Origin of the sequence: Bacillus cereus group sp. BceL291 (assembly GCF_051776705.1) — a bacterium.
Lineage (GTDB): Bacteria > Bacillota > Bacilli > Bacillales > Bacillaceae_G > Bacillus_A > Bacillus_A cereus.
Genome location: NZ_JBPWAP010000089.1, coordinates 1 through 15,725, shown reverse-complemented (window position 1 = coordinate 15,725; position 15,725 = coordinate 1). Strand labels below are relative to the sequence as shown.

Below are 15,725 nucleotides of genomic sequence, written 5' to 3'. Positions count from 1 at the left end.
CAACCCAACCTTGCTCTCCTAAATCAATTGTTTTACTTCCATCTTCAAATGTTTTTGCAATGTCATTTGCAACTTCAATAGATTTTTCACGAGTTGACTGGAAAAGATTGTCATAAACAATATTAGAATTGGCAATTAATGACTCTCCATATGTTTTTACTTCATCTGCACTTTTCTTTCTCAGATCAGCTTCTTTTGAAGCTCTATCTTGAAGTCGCTTGAATAGATTCTCATTTGTGCTTTCAATTATTTCGGAATTCTTAACGTACTCTCCGAATCCTCGACCTTGAATTTTAATTTTCTCAGTTTCAGCCTTCGTGATACCCGTTGTTAAATCCATCTCAACGCCTTTGGATTTTAACACTTCTTGAGCTTGTTGAAGCTGTTGTCTATACCCTTCTGTTATAAGGACGGACTGTTCAGAGTATTTTTTATTGATTTGAGCAATTGTTGCCTTTTGGTTTTCAGAATCTGTAATATGACTCTTTGCAAATTCTATCTCTTTTTTTCTTGCTTTATCTAAGTCATTTGTAAGTTTCGTATACTCTGAACCTAACTCCTTCACTTTACCTTGGATTGTATCAACAGAAGTGTTCTTATTGAAATTATCCATCGCCTTACCAATCTTTTGTATCTCATTTACACTCTTAGCTGCTGACTTCCCTACCTCGGCGTCAATTGATTGTAAAGCGGTTAAAAACACCTTTTTATCTGATTCTGTCATCTTATAGATTTGCCCATTATATTGCGTTAAAAGACTTTGTATTTTTTCATTCGCCTTAATAACGGCTTCCTCTTGCGCTTTATACACTTCCATTTGATCATTCAAAATTTTGTCCTTTGCACGTAGGACTGCTGAATCAGATTCTCCGGCAAACCAACTTTCTAAATGCGCTTGGAATTTCCCTTTATCTTTATTTATTGCTTGAATCGCTTCGTCTGCTAACTTACCAAATTCGTCATGTGCTCGTTGCACAGCTTCTTTAGCCTTTTCACCTGTCATTGTTGGTATTTCATCTAATGTTTTAAAAGCCTGTTCTTTTAAATTCACATATCCTTCAAGAGCTTTTTTCGTACCTTCACTTACACCATCACCAAAGCGCCTACTGTCCTCTTCTGCTTTTTGTGCCTTTTTCCCAGCATCTACGAAAGCAAAACCTAATGCACCCAGTCCAATTACAACTCCACCAATTGTTGCGACAATTGGATTTGCTATAATTGCACCTATGCCAAAAGAAAGGAACCCAAGTGCACTAACTACTCCCATAACTGCCGGAGCTAGTAATAATGCTGTCCCATATACTTTTTTAGAGCTATCATCTAATCCGTTGAACCAATCAGCGACACCCTTCACAGATTCTTTCAATTCAGGAATCGCTTGTTTAGCGATATCTAAAATCACCTTACCAAGTGGTTCTAGAGCAATTTGTAGTTCTCTTGTTACAGATTTCCATTGCTTAGCGCTTGTATCGTAACCATCAACCATTTTATTCATTGCGCCACTGTAGTTTCCAAGACCTGTTTCCATATTATTTAGTGATAACATAGTAGTAGCTTCAAGGTCTTCCCATTTCACGCCGAAAAGTGCAACGCCTAACTGATTCACTTTAATTTGATCATCCGTTGTTCGTAACTCATTTAAAACAGCATTAAAAACATCTTTGGAAGTCGCTTTTCCTTCTAGCATCGCTTTCCAAACTTTTTGCGTTTCTTTACTCATTTGACCCATTGCTTCTGTTGTGGACTTACTACCATCTTTTACACGGATACCAAATTCTTTTACAACGTCATTCACATAATCCAAGTTATATGCGCCATTTTTCGAACCGTTAATGAGAATTGTGAACATTTCATCTGCACTAAATCCCATCTCATGGAACAAAGGACCATACTCACTTAAATTATCAAATAGCTCATTTGAGTAGTTTAAGCCCTTTGCAGAACCTTGTGCTAATAAATCAAATGCTTGTTGGCCAGATAAACCAAAGCGTCCCATTAATTGGGCTGCGCCACGAGTTACCTCGTTTACATCTGATTCCATTGTTTCTGCTAAGATTTCACTATCACGAGTTACTTGTTTTAAAGTATCATCATCATTAATATCCTTAATATTGCGCTTTACTTTAACTAAAGAATCACTGACACTAGCTAAATCTTCCCCATAACCTTCGCGCCATACTTCTTTGGCTACGGCGCTAACTTTTAAACTTTCTTCCCTAGTTAATCCTAAACCAGACTGTACCTTCTTGTTCGCTTCTTCAAATTGGCTTGCATTTACAACTAAAGCTCCAACACCAGCCGCCACACCAACTGCTGCTGTACCAAACCCTTGGCTCACTTTAGTACCAGTTTCTTGCATTGTGTTTCCAACTTCGTTCATGCGCTCGCGTAATCTTCCAGAAACGTTACCCAATTGCTCTATTCTTTCTTCTGTATCACCTAGCTCATTACGATAACGATGTAAAGCTGCTGAAGCATTATTGAATGCTGTATCATTTCTAGAAACTTGAGCGGTTAATCTTTGTAAAGCTTGTGTGCCTTGCTTGTATTCTTGCTGCAACTGATTATATTGAGCTTGTAAATCTTTTGTTTCTTGAGCATTTTTCCCGTATGCCTGGGTACTTTGCTGTATCTCTTGTTCCAATTGTTGCATAGATGTAGCTAACTGCTCACATTTTTGGCGCATTTCTTGTTGTTTTTGTTGTGAAGTTCTCAAAGCTTGCTCATAATGCTTCATTTTTTGCGTCTGCGCTTCAATTTTTTGATTTAAATGGTTTGCCTTGTTCTCCAGTTGATCCATCTCTGAACCAACTCCACGCAACTGCTCAGACGTGTTACGAAATTCAGCATCTATTCTTTTCAGACTTCTATTAATGCCTGCAATCCCATTTTCGAATTGATCTGTATCCAAACGGACACGACCACCAATTGTATTATCTCCTAGTGCCATTCAAATTCTCACCTACCTTTACAGCCACATTGGTACTTTATCTGCTGTTGTCACTCGATTTGCTTTTTGTTTTCTCGCTAAACAGGTAAAGTAAAACGCAATATCCATTTCATTGATTTGATTTTGTGTCATACCTGCATCCATCAATATGTTATAAATATCAATTACAGCGTCGCTATATTTGATTTTTCCTCCGTCGGTTTCATTTCTAGTTGTGCCATTAACTTTTTTTTCGCATCTTCTACCGTTTCCATTACCTTAATCGCATCATTTAAGCGTCCCATAATTGTTAAACAAACAGAATGAATTGTAAGACTTAAAAACCATACATGAGTGCCATCCACAAATTCCTGTGCTGTAAATTGATTTCCGTATACATTGGCAACAAAATTAGCGGCTCTTTCAATTGTTTCTTTTGGTACTAAGTCCGCCTGTAATTCATCAGCTAATGTTGAAGCTTCAAAAGTAGCTGAACCTGGGATAAATTGTGGTAAATAAAAATCTTTTTTACCTTCTGTATTTTGTAATGTGATTTTCATAATCTGTTTCCTCCTTAATAAAAATAAGGATGGCATTTCGCCATCCCTTTTCTTAATTAATTCCCACTTGGTGGGGCTGTTTCTGTTGGTGGAGCTGGTACTTCTTTAAACCACTTTGCTGCAACTGCTGCATCGTATCCTTCTTCCTCTTCATCTAATCGATGTCTCCAGTTACCGTCCGAACGTTGAATCGCCTTACCTTTAATTTTTGCGCTTTGGAATGTTGGTTTATCTTCTGCTGTTTTATGTTCATCACTTGGAAGTTCAAACTTCATTTTGTAATAACATACATATAGATTTTTTCCGTTGTCGTATGGTAAACGATATAGTAATGCTACATAAGGAGGAACATCACTGGTATTATCTACAACTTGACCTTTTACAACCTTTTTACCTAACAATTCGGCATAAACGGATAAAGGTAATGTATCAACTTCTAATTCAATTTCTGTTCCGCCAAATGCACTAGCTGTTGCTGCTGGTCCACCTTCAGCATAAAAAGTTACTGATTCCGCTTTAGGTGATGCTTTACCACTAACTGTTTTACCAATTCGTTTCGGTGTAGAGTAATTAAATTTACCATCTGGTGTTTCTGTTAAAACCGCGTAATGTAAATCTCTAAAATCTATTGTCATTGCCATATTTCATTTTCCTCCTTAATTAATAATTTCCGTTACAAAACGAAAACCATATCGATAAATTTTTGTATCCATTTCATAATCTGGATACGTGCTTAAACGCTGAAAAGACAGCTTTTTCATAGCTGCCTGAACTGCACTTTTTAATTGTGTTTTAATTGGTGCCATTGACCATATATCAACTTGATACATAACGTTAGTAGTTTTTTCCTCATTCTCTGCGTATAGCCCAGGAGAACTATTTAACTCTGAAAATGTAATCCATATATCTGTTTTGTCATTTCCTTTGACAAATTGATATATGAATTCTCCACCTAACTCAGATTTAATAACTACATCTGTACGTAAAACATCGAATATTTCCTTATTAAAATTTTTCATCGACCTGTAATCCTTCGCATAAATTCTCTTTCCATTTCTTTTAGGGCTTCTTTTTCACTTTGGATTAAAGTTTTCTCAGCAAACCCTTTGTGCGGTGGATTTGGATTTTTACTTGTTCCCCAGTTTTGAAATTTCATATAATAATGCGGAGAATTATCCGATTTGTCCCATCCAATTTCAATTGAATAGGAACTACCTTTTTTCACAACTTTCCCTATATCAATAGCATCCTTAGCGTGTTTTCCATCTCGCCATGATTGTTTTGGAGTTGGTCTTTGTACCTCTGGACCGACAGGTGAATTTCTTTCTAAGTTCTTTTTGAATACCTTTGCTCCAGCTTGTAGTGATTGCTTTGTGATCTGGGGAACATCTTGTCCTAACTGTTCCAAATCCCTAATCCATTCTTCTATTCCGAAAACTTCTAATTCTGCCAATTTGATCGCTCCTCACAAATAAGGCACATTTCCTTATGTTGTTCGTCGATATCAATAACTGACTTAATCTCGTATAACTTCCCATCATACCTTACACGCATTGCTGAATTAATACCTTCTCGATATCGAATTGTGAAGTTTATTAATTTAATAACAAACTCTGCATTTCCTTGAAATATTTCTGATCTAAAACCTGTACCAAATGGTGTTTTAGGTTCTGCCCATACTTTTACGAACTCTATCCATTTAGACGGACGAACATTACCTTCTTCATCTTTTGTTTCTGCTATTTTTCGTTCTAGGATGATACGTTTGTTTAACTTCGCCGCATTTAACGGTCGCTTATATTTAAAGGGCTGCATATTAATCACCGTCTAACTTAATTTCTTCTAAAGCTTTATCAATGCTCAAACTATTAATCTGACTTAAAAAATTATTATCAAAATACTCTAAAGCATCGTTGTAAGCATATCGGGAACGTTCAAAGACTAATTCTTTGAACTCTTCATCATTGTTAATATCATATTCCCCACAAACTCTTAGTAAAGCCTTATTAGACGTATAAAGGATACGTCTAAGGTTATCGTCTTCTTCATCACCTAAACGCATCCTTTCTTTAAATTGTTTTAACAATTCATTTGAAATTTCTGTATCCATTCACATCACCCTTCAGTTGGTGGTGTTACTTCTTCAAGTTTTAATGTGTAAACTTGTGAAGTGTATTTATCCTTTGGTTTACCTGTAGCATATTGTTTCGCAATATAAACAGTTGCATCTTCTAAAGCTAATGTTTCCTCATACTTCTTGATTGGCTCTGTTCCACCCATTGCTGCAACATATTGACCCTTAACAAAGAATAATACTTTCCCTTGAGGTACAAATACCGATTCTGTAAGGATTGGATTGAATGGTAAACTTGTCACATATACCCCAGCTGCATTTTGAATTGTCGCGTTTGCTTGAATATCAAAAGTATCAAATGGATTTGTTACCATAACTACTTTTCCAGCAATATTTTTTGGTCGATCTGAATCTGTTTTACCATCACCATTTAATTTTTTAGCGAGTAATTTCACTACACCTTTTAATTCGTTAATTGTTTTACGACCTGGTTCAAACGTTAAAGTGCCTACTGGCTTTTTATCTGGATATATTCCATTCACAACACTTCCACTTGGATCTTTTAATAATCCAATAGGTTCATCTTTACCTGTACCAGCCACAAAACCACGTTCTAACCCTACCTTCATAGCTTCTGTAATCATTGTACGAACGTAGCGTTCTACCCATACAGGTCCAAGCTTCAACATGTCATTTGCTAATGGAATAAATGCCGTTAATTTAAGTTGTGAAATGCTATCTTTACGGAATGTAGCATTTAATTGACCTTTAATACCATCAAATAATGGCCCCCATACTGCTGCGCCTTCTGGATCTCCGTAAATGAATTCTGTCACTGCACCTAAATTCTCTAAACCAATATGTTGTAAGAATGGATGATCTTCAACTAAGTCATCAAAAATACGTTCTTGAGTTGTTTTAGGTAAAGTTTCAGTAGATTTAAAACCGCCCTCTTCAACAACTGCATTAAAGAACTTCATTTCTTCACTCGTTAGTACATTAGCACCACGAGATTGCATAATTGAACGATCTACCATTGATTCATTTACTTGATTTAAAATATCTGAACGCACATCTGTAGCAAGTGCTTCAATCATAGAATTCAATGCTGCCGATTGTTCTTCTGCTGTACCTTCCTGAGTCGCTTTCGCAAATGCTAGTTTCTTTTCTTCAAAGTTATTAAATTTAATCACCATATTTTATTTTCCTCCTAAAGTTAAAAAGAGCGTACCCAAATTTTGTTTCGGTTTAACAGGAACTTGAATAGGCTCTTTTGGATTTGTATTCATTTGTAAATCATTCAGAATTTCATTTTTTAACCCTGATAAAGCTACGTTTAAATCTTCTTGTGTAATTCCTTGTAATTTATTCTTGCTCAGTGTTCCGTTTCTAAAACCATCGATTACTTTTTGTGGAATCATGGAAGAGTTGGCACTTGAAGCTGTCATTTTAACTGGATTTTCCATAAACATAATTTCATCCACGAAATTATGTTCTAATGCTTGTTGCGGACCCATCCAAGTTTCTTCAGCCATCATATTAAGTAGTTCCTCTTCCGATTTACCACTTTTAATGACATAAGCATTTACAAGTGTACGATCTGTTATTTTTAACATTTCTGCTGCTTTTGTCATATCACGATGGTCTCCACCATTCCACATTGAAGCATTATGAATCATGATTTGTGCTGTAGGTGAAATGCGAACTTTATCGCCAGCCATAGCAATAATAGAAGCTGCACTTGCTGCTAACCCAACAATTTGAACTTCCACATGTCCAGAATAATTTTTTAATGCTGTGTAAATTTCTGAACCCTCATCTACATAGCCACCTGGACTATTAATTGAAACAATTAAATCCTCGCCATTCGCATTATCAAGCTCTTTTGAAATCTTACCAGGACTTGTAGCATCCATTTCAAACCAATCATAAATCCAAGCTTCATCATTAGAAATAATTGGGCCTTTTACATCAATTTTCACCGTCATTTTCTTTCTCACCTCCTTCAGATTCATCTAATTTTTTATAATTTTTTGTAATATGATGGATATTTAAATTCGGATCATCTGAGTACTCATATCCAACTTCTAATCTAATTTCATTTCCAGTAAATGCACTTGAAGAAATGAGTTTATCAATGCTTGTCGCAAGATCAAAAATACTTTGATAAGAAACAGCTTTAACTTCAATTTTCTGCCCTTCCAGGTACTCTGCCATTTCGAAGAATTTCACATTTGCTTCATCTGAAATCTTTTTTAAAAGAGGTTTAACTGTGAAAAGCATGTAGTTTTTAGTTTGTTTTTCCACATCAGCCATTTCTCCATATAACAAAGCTGTCGGAATTCCAATAGCCATTGCGACTTGATTTAAAAAACCATTTGTTACTTTATTGATTTCTTCCACACTTTGCCCAGAACTTCCACCACCAGACGACGTCTCACTAAATTTGAAACCTGGTTGTTGAGGAACAATTGCAATATCTTTTTCTCCAAATGCTTTATACATTTTCTCAACGAACTTTTGCAATTTCCCTCGACCTTCTTCGGACTTTGCCATCTGAGCTTCTATATCTACTACACCACGAATTTGGTTTTTACGTTTTTGAGAACTTAATATTCGTCCAAATAAATCACCATAATCAGTGAATAATCCATCAATTAGAGGCGACAACTTATCATTACGATATTTTAAATGAATAACTTCACTTTGTTTAAATGAACGTTTAAACTCATAATCTTTTACTACTACATTTGTAAAGGTATCTTCAAATACGGCAAACTCATTATGTTGAAAATAATCCGCAATAAGTAAGTCACTATCATCAGATTGAATTACTAAACACTCATTTTCATAAATTAATTTGCGAATTACCTTTTCCCAGAAAGTGCTTGCTGTCATATTCTTATTTGGTCTAACATTCAAGCGATAATACAGTTCATCTTTTAAAAATTCATCACCATTTTTAACTCTGAACTCTGATTGACTAATCGTCCTACCTAAAAAAGATACACATGTTTCTACAGCCAATCGCTTCATATGAACCCTATTTGAAGTTTCTGAAACTATATCATCATCGTACATATAATCTAATTCTTTATTCCTATTAAACACATTATCAAGCCACCCAATTGTAATCACCCCCTTAAAAATCAATTTCATCTAGCATAAACTCAACTTCTTCTTCAAGAATGTTGTCAGCTTGCCATAAAGCGTGAATAAAGGCTTGGAATCCATCCGTTTTCCTTTTAAATTCATCTTTTTTCAGATACTCTTTGTTTCCATCTTTTCTAATGTGGACATATACGTTGTTGGTGTACCAACGCATTAATGGATTATCACCAAATATGATTTGTCCATTTGCAAACAACGTTTCAACACGTGGAGCTAATAAAGAATGAATAGCTTTCGGATTACGAATATATAACAATTTAAATCCTTCCGCTTCCAGTGCTGTTTTAACAAGATCCAAACGGAATGTATCAGCTACAATCGTATTTACTCCATACATTTCACGCATTTTTACAAACCAGTCAACTATGTGAGAAATGTTAATAACAGGTTCATCTACTACAGTTAGTAATCCATTTTCAGCCCACTCATAAATAGGAGCTTTTAATTTCACTTTATCCAAGAAACCTTTTCTTACAAAGGAATGAGTTTTCCATATATAGTTTTCCCTATGCTTAAAAAGGAGTCCCACCGATGCAAAGTCTTTAATGCTGGCGTAGTCGAGACCGCCAACAGCAACTTTATGTGTTAAATCTGGTATTTCTCTCAATGTTTCTCCATCTTCTTCATACCCTGTACGCATGATTTCTTCCCATGGAGCTACAGCCTTGGTTAAATCTACTTCCGGTATATTCATCCTCTTAGTCATGAAATTTTCTCTGTTAGACGGATCGTTTTCTAGATTTTTATACTGACGCATAACTTTCTTAAACAACCCTCTAGCGTATTGACTCATTGGCTTACTAAACATCGGATTTGCTTTTTCCCACATATCGGGATTGTTTACTTCTTCTGCGTTATCAAGCTTACAAATAAAAGGAAACAACCTATCTTCTTTTTCTTTCCCTTTCAGGATATTCATAGCTCGCTCTTTCATTTTGTCAAGATAACCTTCACGAACAAATCCATCTGTGGTAATAAAAAATTCCCTAGAGTTAGGAACTTTACCTAAACCACTAGAGAACACTTCTACAACATCGCTATTTTCATACCTATGTATCTCATCATAAATAACACAACCGTCTCTTAACGAGTCTTTACTCCCTGCATTAGATGTATGAAATTCAAAAGTCGAACGAGTAGCTTTATTTGTTATCAATTGTTTTGTTGATACAAATAACTCATCTAATATTTCATGTTTTTTATTCTTCTCATAAACATCTATAAAAGAAGTTTTAGCCTGCCTTTCTGTATTAGCAACTACTGATACGTTGTAATGCTCAATACCATGCAATTCGCTAATAAAGAAGTGTGTCAATGCACTAATCAATCCGTTTTTACCAGCGCCCCTTGCCATCATCCAGAAATGCTGATCAAAATAAACATCCTCATATTCATCAAACAAAAACACAAATGCTATTAAAAATTTCTGAAAGGAATTTAATTTGAAATGCCACTTTTCTATGAAAGTTACACATTTATGAATTAAATCCATATCGAAATGTAAATCATTACGGGTTAATATATCTTGCTTTAAATAATTTATAAGCATGATACGTTCTTTATTTAATAATACTGTTCCCGTTTCAAATAGTTCTATATATTCACTTACATACTTATGAACAATCATATTAAATCACTTGCCGAATATTTCTTAATTTCTTTTTTATTATTTCCTTCTGGCAGCAAATCCGTTAGTTGTTTAATGACCCTTTGATATGATTGATCACGGGTATTATATAATCGGGCAACAGGTCGTTCTCTTTCATACGGCTCTGTTTTATCAGATTGTGAGAACATTTCATAGTCACCATTCTCAGATATATCCATCCACATCTCATTTAATAAAACTCGTAATCTTGCTGCCTGAATAATTAATCCTTCAACCACTTTTAACTTACTGGGTGGGATGTCTTTAAATAATCTTTTTAAACGATTTTTTTCTTTATTAACTAGTACCTCACGTTCATCAATGTCCGCCATAATATCACCTCGATTCAATCATATTTTCATACTGGGTAGGGGTCCTATACGAAACAGCATAAAAATCTGGAAAAACGACCCCCTCCCCGGTGCCCGGTTCCCCGAAAAAGATTGAAATATTTTAAGGGGGGGATTGTTTCTGAATCAGTTTCACCACTTTTCATCGTTTTCCCATTTATTCGGTTTCTTTTCAAATGTTCTACCGTGTTCTCTGTTATGACAATCCACACAGACTGTTTCGAGATTATCTATTTCTAATGCAAGTTCTGGATGATGTTCAAGTTCTTTTATATGATGGACAACGAGTTGTATCTTCTTACGCTTGGCACTCTCACTGTATTCATTGGTGTCTGTTTGTACTCGACCATTGCGCTTACACTCTTGGCATTCATAGTTGTCTCTCTTCTTTACTTGTTCGCGTATACTCTTCCAATCACCACTGTCATAGAACTTACGCTTCTGTTGTTTGGTTTTGTATTCCTTCATTAATCATTACACCACCATGCTTACAATGTTTGCACCGCAAACCATCTTTTGTTCTCGCTTGTCGCTCAGTGTATTGAACTGTATATCCACATGACACACATCTAAACTGTACATATTTCTTTACCTCTCTTAACCCTGATCTATCAATCACCCATGTATTACCGATCTTCTTTGATACAATCTTTCCTTGAGCACACAGGTTCTTAATATGACCAGGTGAGACGTTAAGAATAGATGCAGCTTCGTTTACACCAATTACATTGTGTAAGAATGTATTAATTTGCTCATTCATATCAACAAACTGTCCTTGCTCTTATACATCTAGGTTTACGATCCATCACCTGTGATTTCAACACTTTAACTACATTGTGAGGAAAGCTTATGCGTTCTTTGTATTCTATCTCTTCCTCGTACGTTATGAGTTCATCAAAACAAATAGCATTCAAGAAAGCCTTACGTAAATTATCAAAGGCTTCACCTAAAGTTCCTACCGAAACAATTATAACGTTCATTCCTTTCACCTCTTACCTCTATAAAATGCAACACGTTTGCGCTTATCTTTCCTTAACAACAAACAAGACGCCACCCAGATCAAGACAGCGTCCGCTATAATTGCTATTGATTTAATCAAAACTGATTCTTTCGATTATCTTCTCTTGTATATACGCCATTTGGTGTTACATGAATAGAATCTGCTGTATGTTCAATAGTAGTTTCAGCTATTGCTTTCCCATCTAAATTAACGCTAACTTTACAATTCATTTCGACTGGTTCGCTATCATTAATCTTTTTAATCACTTCAGATTGTTTGATAACTTCTTGAATATGAGTTATATCAACTTTCGTTGCTAACCCTTCCTCTATCATACTAACCCTTAGACTTAATTCCTCTACGCTTGCAGAAACAGTAAGTAACGTTTCTTTCAAACCATCATTATCTCTTTGTAAATCGTTAATTCTTTTTTCAAAATCAGCAATTATATCTGTTATAGATTCCATCCTTCATCCTCCTCCAAAATAAAAAGCATCCGAATGGATGCTTTTTTATCATTTATTGATTTGCATTTCGATTACGGTATGTGAAGTTTTATTCTTCTTTCAGCTAACAACCACAACAGACACCATCGGAAAATTTATCAGATTCTCCTAATTCTGTCTACCTAGGATGTTGTTAGCTCAAAGAAGAGCAAAGCTCTCCTTAATAACGGTATCATTCAATCGTTACCATCTGCTGGTTTCGGATTTTAAGTGCCGCTATTACGAAACCGTTTAAACAACATATATTATAAAGGAATCTTTATGAGTTGTGTTTTCCGCCACTTCTCACAATACAAATATATCACGTGAATTCCAAAACAACCGGCACATTTCCTGCCAAAAAGCGGTCACGACTCTGCCACTTATTTTTTCTAATCAATATCCCCAATTACTCTTTGCAACTGTTTTACCCAAATCAATAGTTTTTGGCAACTACTTATTCCCCCTGTTCTTTCTCTAATGACTTACCCATATCTTGTATTGTGTGTAACTGACCCCTTTGCCAAATCCCTTGCTATCATTGATTTCATTCTACTTTTTCTTTTGAGTTACACAGTACGAAATTTATGAGTAACTGTATAGATTTAAAAAGAAAAGCAATGCTTAGATTTTAAATCTAGTCATTGCTTTATCCATCGCATCTTGGTTTACACCTATATAACGTAACGTGACCTTCTCTGACGAGTGATTGAATATCTCCATAAGTAATGCTATGTTTTTTGTTTGCATGTACATATGATACCCGTACGTCTTTCTCAGTGTATGTGTTCCTATTTCATCTAGCCCAAACTCTGCCGCTGCTCCGCTTAATATCTTATATGCCATACTACGACCAATTGGACGATTTCTACCTTGTCTACTTTGCAATAAATACTCATTATCTTCCCTATCTTCAATAAACCATTTAAGGTCTCTTTTCAATGCTGCAGTAATTTGTATTCGTTTCTGTTTCCCGGTTTTCTTTTCTCTCATAGATATATGACTACCTTTGACATCTCCTACCTTCAATTTCAAAATGTCCGAGATTCTCAGGCCCGTATTGATTCCCATAATGAAGAGAATGTAATTACGTAAGCTTTTTTCTTTAAAATACTCTTTTAGCTGCTGTATTTCTTCTGGATCACGTATTGGCTGAACAAAATTCATTATTCATTACCTCCAGTCTCTTCTGTCTCGTAAACTTCTAATCCAAGTGCAAAAGCAAGCTTATAAAATGCTTTAGACTTCCAACGTCGATAAGTACGCTCTGACATCCCTATTTCGTTGTAAACCATGTAATCACATACGTCTTCTTCTTCTAAATAACGTTTATAAATAATATCTCTTTGAATGCTTCCTGCACGTCCGTTTCCTAATCGATTTAGAAACTGATCAATGCGTACTGACATTCTTTCAAGCCACTCTTCTCGTTTACTCTGTTGAATATTTGCTAGAGCAACATCTTCTAATGGTTTTCCGACTGTATGTGTAGGACCATGCTCGCGCACTTCATAAGAAGGAGTGACTTTCATTTCTTTACGCATCATCCCAAATTGTCTATGTATACGTACGCTTTCCAACACACCTTCTAATTCCTCTTGTGTTGCTGTTCTATCAATTTTTGGTAAGAAAGATAATTGTTTAGTCATGTAAGACCACTCCTTTTTATTTTTAAATTACTTTTGTCTTATCGCTCCACGTCTTCGTTCATAACAAGGTCTATGCATCCCCATTAAATCCTCAATGTCACGAGTACTTAATTTCTCTTTTCGTTTTTTCTTCTTTGCTCGATTCGATTGCTTTTTCCATTCACGTAACTGATCCTTTAGCCCCTTCATTTCCCCATCTCCCTTTTCAAAATAAAAAGGACACCCATTCCTAAAACAGCTTTAATTGCTGCTTTAATGAATTGGTGTCCTCTAGTTTTCTAGCCGGACTATATTCTTTTCTTTTTCTAAAAGGATTTTTTCAGTTCTCTTTCCAGCTCTCACCTTTGCGTAAATGAATATTCCACGCTTGTCGATCTGTAAACCCTATTCTCTTCAGTTCTTTTATATTTTGTGGTTCTTCATAGGCGAAAGTACCGCTGTATTCTTTGCCAAAATCAAAACCAGAATCAACTACCTTATCGGAATCAATACTGACTTCTTGAACACCACCCTTTATTTCCACGCTTTCTCCATCGGGTGTTTCTATAAAGAATTTCACACCTTCTAAACTCACTCCCATGTTCCTAACCTCACTTTATATTCAAAGGATTATTTTGTTCAGTTTTTTAACTTCGCTCTTCCTACCACTTCAATTTCATTCATACTAATTAACTTTACCGACTCTATAGAAATAACAATCCCTTCTCGTCCATTTGGCGCAAATATCTTTTCTCCAACTGATATAGCTTCATTTCTGACAATGATTTTAAATGGATACACTTTTTTTATTTCCCTCTACCTCCTTGAATAAAACTCAATAACCTGCTTATACTAACTAACAACTCGCCTTTCCCCAAGGCAGTTACCTTTCAAAAGTTTTTATGGAGCAGTTAGCTTTTACTAGCTGCTTTTTATTTCTTTGAATACTAAACGTAATCTTGTACATACTAACTATAAGCAGATTTCTTAGCAGTGATTTCTGCCCGAAATTTTTTGTCGAATGTGGAGCAGTTAGCTTTTGCTAGCTGCTCTTATTGTAGTACAGGCACCTATTTATTAGCAGGTGAATAAACTATTTTGAACCTTACTTGTCGTATCATTCACTTGTTCATGACTCACAAACATAACAGTAATGAATGACATAAGTTTTTACAAGCGAGCACTCTGGCACAAGTGCTCGTTTTATTTTGACTTTTTTCTATAAAATGAAATTTTTGTTTAGTTTTATCTTTACATTCCAAAGAATTTTTTAGCTATTTTGTCTGTATTTAAGTTTTTTGTACAAAAAGTAAGATAACAAAGGATACTAACCGCAATATTTTCTATAGGTACTAACACTAAACATATAATAAAAATATTTGGGTCAATTTCTTCCTCTTCCATCACTCGTTTCATAAGTTTACGACTTACAATTACACTCCCTACATATAGGAGCAACAACACTATTGAAAATAAGATTTGATTAGCAACTGGCAATATACTCCCTCCTTTCTAATAAAATAGCGTTTTTGTTCAAATTCTTTCTTCTTTTAACTCATACTGCAATTGCTGATTCTCTTCCCGTAATAATGTAATTTCTTCAACCAGACGTGGCACTGAATGAAAAACATTTAAAATGTTATCTAAGTTTTCTAAAACGAAATCTTCATCATCGTATTTATCCATTAAATCGTTGTACATTTCTATTGTGAGTCTAAGATCATTCAGTTCTTGCAACTTTTGTAAATCCATCCCTCATTCTTCCTTTCAAATAACGATTTTGTTTAGTTTTCTTCACATTTACAATCGTGTAGCCATTCATCACACTTCCTACATTCACATTCGCAGTTTTCTAATTTCTCATCACATCTAGAGCAATA

23 protein-coding genes are annotated in these 15,725 nt (G+C 35.2%); all 23 read right to left on the bottom strand.

The window, feature by feature from the left end:
- Positions 1 to 2,950: phage tail tape measure protein (locus tag ACS2CR_RS29805; RefSeq protein ID WP_438906125.1), on the bottom strand; the 2,950-nt coding region annotated here is incomplete at its 3' end.
- Between the two features lie 164 nt (positions 2,951 to 3,114).
- Positions 3,115 to 3,489 (bottom strand): phage tail assembly chaperone G, encoded by a 375-nt coding sequence (gpG, locus tag ACS2CR_RS29800; protein ID WP_086404946.1) that lies wholly within the window; start codon positions 3,487 to 3,489, stop codon positions 3,115 to 3,117.
- 56 nt (positions 3,490 to 3,545) lie between these two features.
- Positions 3,546 to 4,130 carry a major tail protein gene (locus ACS2CR_RS29795; RefSeq protein WP_089607204.1) on the bottom strand — a complete coding sequence of 195 codons (585 nt, stop codon included), beginning with the start codon at positions 4,128 to 4,130 and terminating at the stop codon, positions 3,546 to 3,548.
- Between the two features lie 15 nt (positions 4,131 to 4,145).
- Entirely contained in the window at positions 4,146 to 4,508 is a 363-nt protein-coding gene (gp17, locus tag ACS2CR_RS29790; RefSeq protein ID WP_000787877.1) for a tail completion protein gp17, read from the bottom strand.
- On the bottom strand, positions 4,505 to 4,942 hold the full coding sequence (locus ACS2CR_RS29785) for an HK97-gp10 family putative phage morphogenesis protein (RefSeq protein WP_089607203.1): 438 nt from the start codon (positions 4,940 to 4,942) through the stop codon (positions 4,505 to 4,507). Before ACS2CR_RS29785 ends, gp17 begins: the two co-directional genes overlap by 4 nt.
- Positions 4,930 to 5,304, bottom strand: a complete 375-nt coding sequence (locus ACS2CR_RS29780) for a phage head closure protein (RefSeq protein ID WP_153603073.1) — start codon at positions 5,302 to 5,304, stop codon at positions 4,930 to 4,932. Before ACS2CR_RS29780 ends, ACS2CR_RS29785 begins: the two co-directional genes overlap by 13 nt.
- Position 5,305: 1 nt before the next feature.
- On the bottom strand, positions 5,306 to 5,599 hold the full coding sequence (locus ACS2CR_RS29775) for a hypothetical protein (protein ID WP_086404942.1): 294 nt from the start codon (positions 5,597 to 5,599) through the stop codon (positions 5,306 to 5,308).
- Positions 5,600 to 5,604: 5 nt separating this feature from the next.
- Positions 5,605 to 6,759: a phage major capsid protein gene (locus ACS2CR_RS29770; RefSeq protein WP_086404941.1), complete on the bottom strand. Its 1,155-nt coding sequence runs from the start codon at positions 6,757 to 6,759 to the stop codon at positions 5,605 to 5,607.
- Positions 6,760 to 6,762: 3 nt separating this feature from the next.
- The gene (locus tag ACS2CR_RS29765) at positions 6,763 to 7,551 is read right to left on the bottom strand and encodes a head maturation protease, ClpP-related (protein WP_151159920.1); all 789 of its coding nucleotides are present in this window, start codon (positions 7,549 to 7,551) and stop codon (positions 6,763 to 6,765) included.
- Positions 7,535 to 8,701 carry a phage portal protein gene (locus tag ACS2CR_RS29760; RefSeq protein ID WP_438906124.1) on the bottom strand — a complete coding sequence of 389 codons (1,167 nt, stop codon included), beginning with the start codon at positions 8,699 to 8,701 and terminating at the stop codon, positions 7,535 to 7,537. Before ACS2CR_RS29760 ends, ACS2CR_RS29765 begins: the two co-directional genes overlap by 17 nt.
- A gap of 4 nt (positions 8,702 to 8,705) precedes the next feature.
- A complete protein-coding gene (locus tag ACS2CR_RS29755) occupies positions 8,706 to 10,361 on the bottom strand; it encodes a terminase TerL endonuclease subunit (RefSeq protein ID WP_151159916.1) in 1,656 nt (551 codons plus the stop codon).
- On the bottom strand, positions 10,358 to 10,714 hold the full coding sequence (locus ACS2CR_RS29750) for a hypothetical protein (protein WP_000763336.1): 357 nt from the start codon (positions 10,712 to 10,714) through the stop codon (positions 10,358 to 10,360). The genes ACS2CR_RS29755 and ACS2CR_RS29750 overlap by 4 nt, the downstream gene beginning before the upstream one ends.
- Before the next feature lie 150 nt (positions 10,715 to 10,864).
- Positions 10,865 to 11,200 (bottom strand): HNH endonuclease, encoded by a 336-nt coding sequence (locus ACS2CR_RS29745; RefSeq protein WP_016097754.1) that lies wholly within the window; start codon positions 11,198 to 11,200, stop codon positions 10,865 to 10,867.
- Positions 11,166 to 11,492: a helix-turn-helix domain-containing protein gene (locus ACS2CR_RS29740; protein WP_016097753.1), complete on the bottom strand. Its 327-nt coding sequence runs from the start codon at positions 11,490 to 11,492 to the stop codon at positions 11,166 to 11,168. The genes ACS2CR_RS29745 and ACS2CR_RS29740 overlap by 35 nt, the downstream gene beginning before the upstream one ends.
- A 1-nt stretch (position 11,493) precedes the next feature.
- Positions 11,494 to 11,712: a hypothetical protein gene (locus ACS2CR_RS29735; RefSeq protein ID WP_089607200.1), complete on the bottom strand. Its 219-nt coding sequence runs from the start codon at positions 11,710 to 11,712 to the stop codon at positions 11,494 to 11,496.
- 115 nt (positions 11,713 to 11,827) lie between these two features.
- On the bottom strand, positions 11,828 to 12,199 hold the full coding sequence (locus ACS2CR_RS29730) for a hypothetical protein (protein ID WP_322360882.1): 372 nt from the start codon (positions 12,197 to 12,199) through the stop codon (positions 11,828 to 11,830).
- 642 nt (positions 12,200 to 12,841) lie between these two features.
- On the bottom strand, positions 12,842 to 13,384 hold the full coding sequence (locus tag ACS2CR_RS29725; RefSeq protein ID WP_325839295.1) for a site-specific integrase: 543 nt from the start codon (positions 13,382 to 13,384) through the stop codon (positions 12,842 to 12,844).
- Positions 13,384 to 13,866, bottom strand: coding sequence for an ArpU family phage packaging/lysis transcriptional regulator (locus tag ACS2CR_RS29720; protein WP_050842995.1), 483 nt, complete (start codon positions 13,864 to 13,866; stop codon positions 13,384 to 13,386). The genes ACS2CR_RS29725 and ACS2CR_RS29720 overlap by 1 nt, the downstream gene beginning before the upstream one ends.
- 27 nt (positions 13,867 to 13,893) lie before the next feature.
- Positions 13,894 to 14,055, bottom strand: coding sequence for a hypothetical protein (locus tag ACS2CR_RS29715; protein ID WP_325839294.1), 162 nt, complete (start codon positions 14,053 to 14,055; stop codon positions 13,894 to 13,896).
- 130 nt (positions 14,056 to 14,185) lie between these two features.
- A complete protein-coding gene (locus ACS2CR_RS29710) occupies positions 14,186 to 14,446 on the bottom strand; it encodes a PadR family transcriptional regulator (RefSeq protein ID WP_325839293.1) in 261 nt (86 codons plus the stop codon).
- A gap of 38 nt (positions 14,447 to 14,484) precedes the next feature.
- Positions 14,485 to 14,646 (bottom strand): hypothetical protein, encoded by a 162-nt coding sequence (locus ACS2CR_RS29705; RefSeq protein WP_153602851.1) that lies wholly within the window; start codon positions 14,644 to 14,646, stop codon positions 14,485 to 14,487.
- 450 nt (positions 14,647 to 15,096) lie between these two features.
- Positions 15,097 to 15,342 (bottom strand): hypothetical protein, encoded by a 246-nt coding sequence (locus ACS2CR_RS29700; RefSeq protein ID WP_060851821.1) that lies wholly within the window; start codon positions 15,340 to 15,342, stop codon positions 15,097 to 15,099.
- 36 nt (positions 15,343 to 15,378) lie between these two features.
- On the bottom strand, positions 15,379 to 15,597 hold the full coding sequence (locus ACS2CR_RS29695) for a hypothetical protein (protein ID WP_000365653.1): 219 nt from the start codon (positions 15,595 to 15,597) through the stop codon (positions 15,379 to 15,381).
- Between the last annotated feature and the right edge of the window lie 128 nt (positions 15,598 to 15,725).

Bases quoted from the DNA above. Each gene is read 5' to 3' on its own strand.
- gpG (WP_086404946.1), bottom strand. From the start codon at position 3,489: ATGAAAATCACATTACAAAATACAGAAGGTAAAAAAGATTTTTATTTA.
- ACS2CR_RS29795 (WP_089607204.1), bottom strand. From the start codon at position 4,130: ATGGCAATGACAATAGATTTTAGAGATTTACATTACGCGGTTTTAACA.
- gp17 (WP_000787877.1), bottom strand. From the start codon at position 4,508: ATGAAAAATTTTAATAAGGAAATATTCGATGTTTTACGTACAGATGTA.
- ACS2CR_RS29780 (WP_153603073.1), bottom strand. From the start codon at position 5,304: ATGCAGCCCTTTAAATATAAGCGACCGTTAAATGCGGCGAAGTTAAAC.
- ACS2CR_RS29775 (WP_086404942.1), bottom strand. From the start codon at position 5,599: ATGGATACAGAAATTTCAAATGAATTGTTAAAACAATTTAAAGAAAGG.
- ACS2CR_RS29770 (WP_086404941.1), bottom strand. From the start codon at position 6,759: ATGGTGATTAAATTTAATAACTTTGAAGAAAAGAAACTAGCATTTGCG.
- ACS2CR_RS29765 (WP_151159920.1), bottom strand. From the start codon at position 7,551: ATGACGGTGAAAATTGATGTAAAAGGCCCAATTATTTCTAATGATGAA.
- ACS2CR_RS29755 (WP_151159916.1), bottom strand. From the start codon at position 10,361: ATGATTGTTCATAAGTATGTAAGTGAATATATAGAACTATTTGAAACG.
- ACS2CR_RS29750 (WP_000763336.1), bottom strand. From the start codon at position 10,714: ATGGCGGACATTGATGAACGTGAGGTACTAGTTAATAAAGAAAAAAAT.
- ACS2CR_RS29745 (WP_016097754.1), bottom strand. From the start codon at position 11,200: ATGAAGGAATACAAAACCAAACAACAGAAGCGTAAGTTCTATGACAGT.
- ACS2CR_RS29740 (WP_016097753.1), bottom strand. From the start codon at position 11,492: ATGAATGAGCAAATTAATACATTCTTACACAATGTAATTGGTGTAAAC.
- ACS2CR_RS29735 (WP_089607200.1), bottom strand. From the start codon at position 11,712: ATGAACGTTATAATTGTTTCGGTAGGAACTTTAGGTGAAGCCTTTGAT.
- ACS2CR_RS29730 (WP_322360882.1), bottom strand. From the start codon at position 12,199: ATGGAATCTATAACAGATATAATTGCTGATTTTGAAAAAAGAATTAAC.
- ACS2CR_RS29725 (WP_325839295.1), bottom strand. From the start codon at position 13,384: ATGAATTTTGTTCAGCCAATACGTGATCCAGAAGAAATACAGCAGCTA.
- ACS2CR_RS29720 (WP_050842995.1), bottom strand. From the start codon at position 13,866: ATGACTAAACAATTATCTTTCTTACCAAAAATTGATAGAACAGCAACA.
- ACS2CR_RS29715 (WP_325839294.1), bottom strand. From the start codon at position 14,055: ATGAAGGGGCTAAAGGATCAGTTACGTGAATGGAAAAAGCAATCGAAT.
- ACS2CR_RS29710 (WP_325839293.1), bottom strand. From the start codon at position 14,446: ATGGGAGTGAGTTTAGAAGGTGTGAAATTCTTTATAGAAACACCCGAT.
- ACS2CR_RS29695 (WP_000365653.1), bottom strand. From the start codon at position 15,597: ATGGATTTACAAAAGTTGCAAGAACTGAATGATCTTAGACTCACAATA.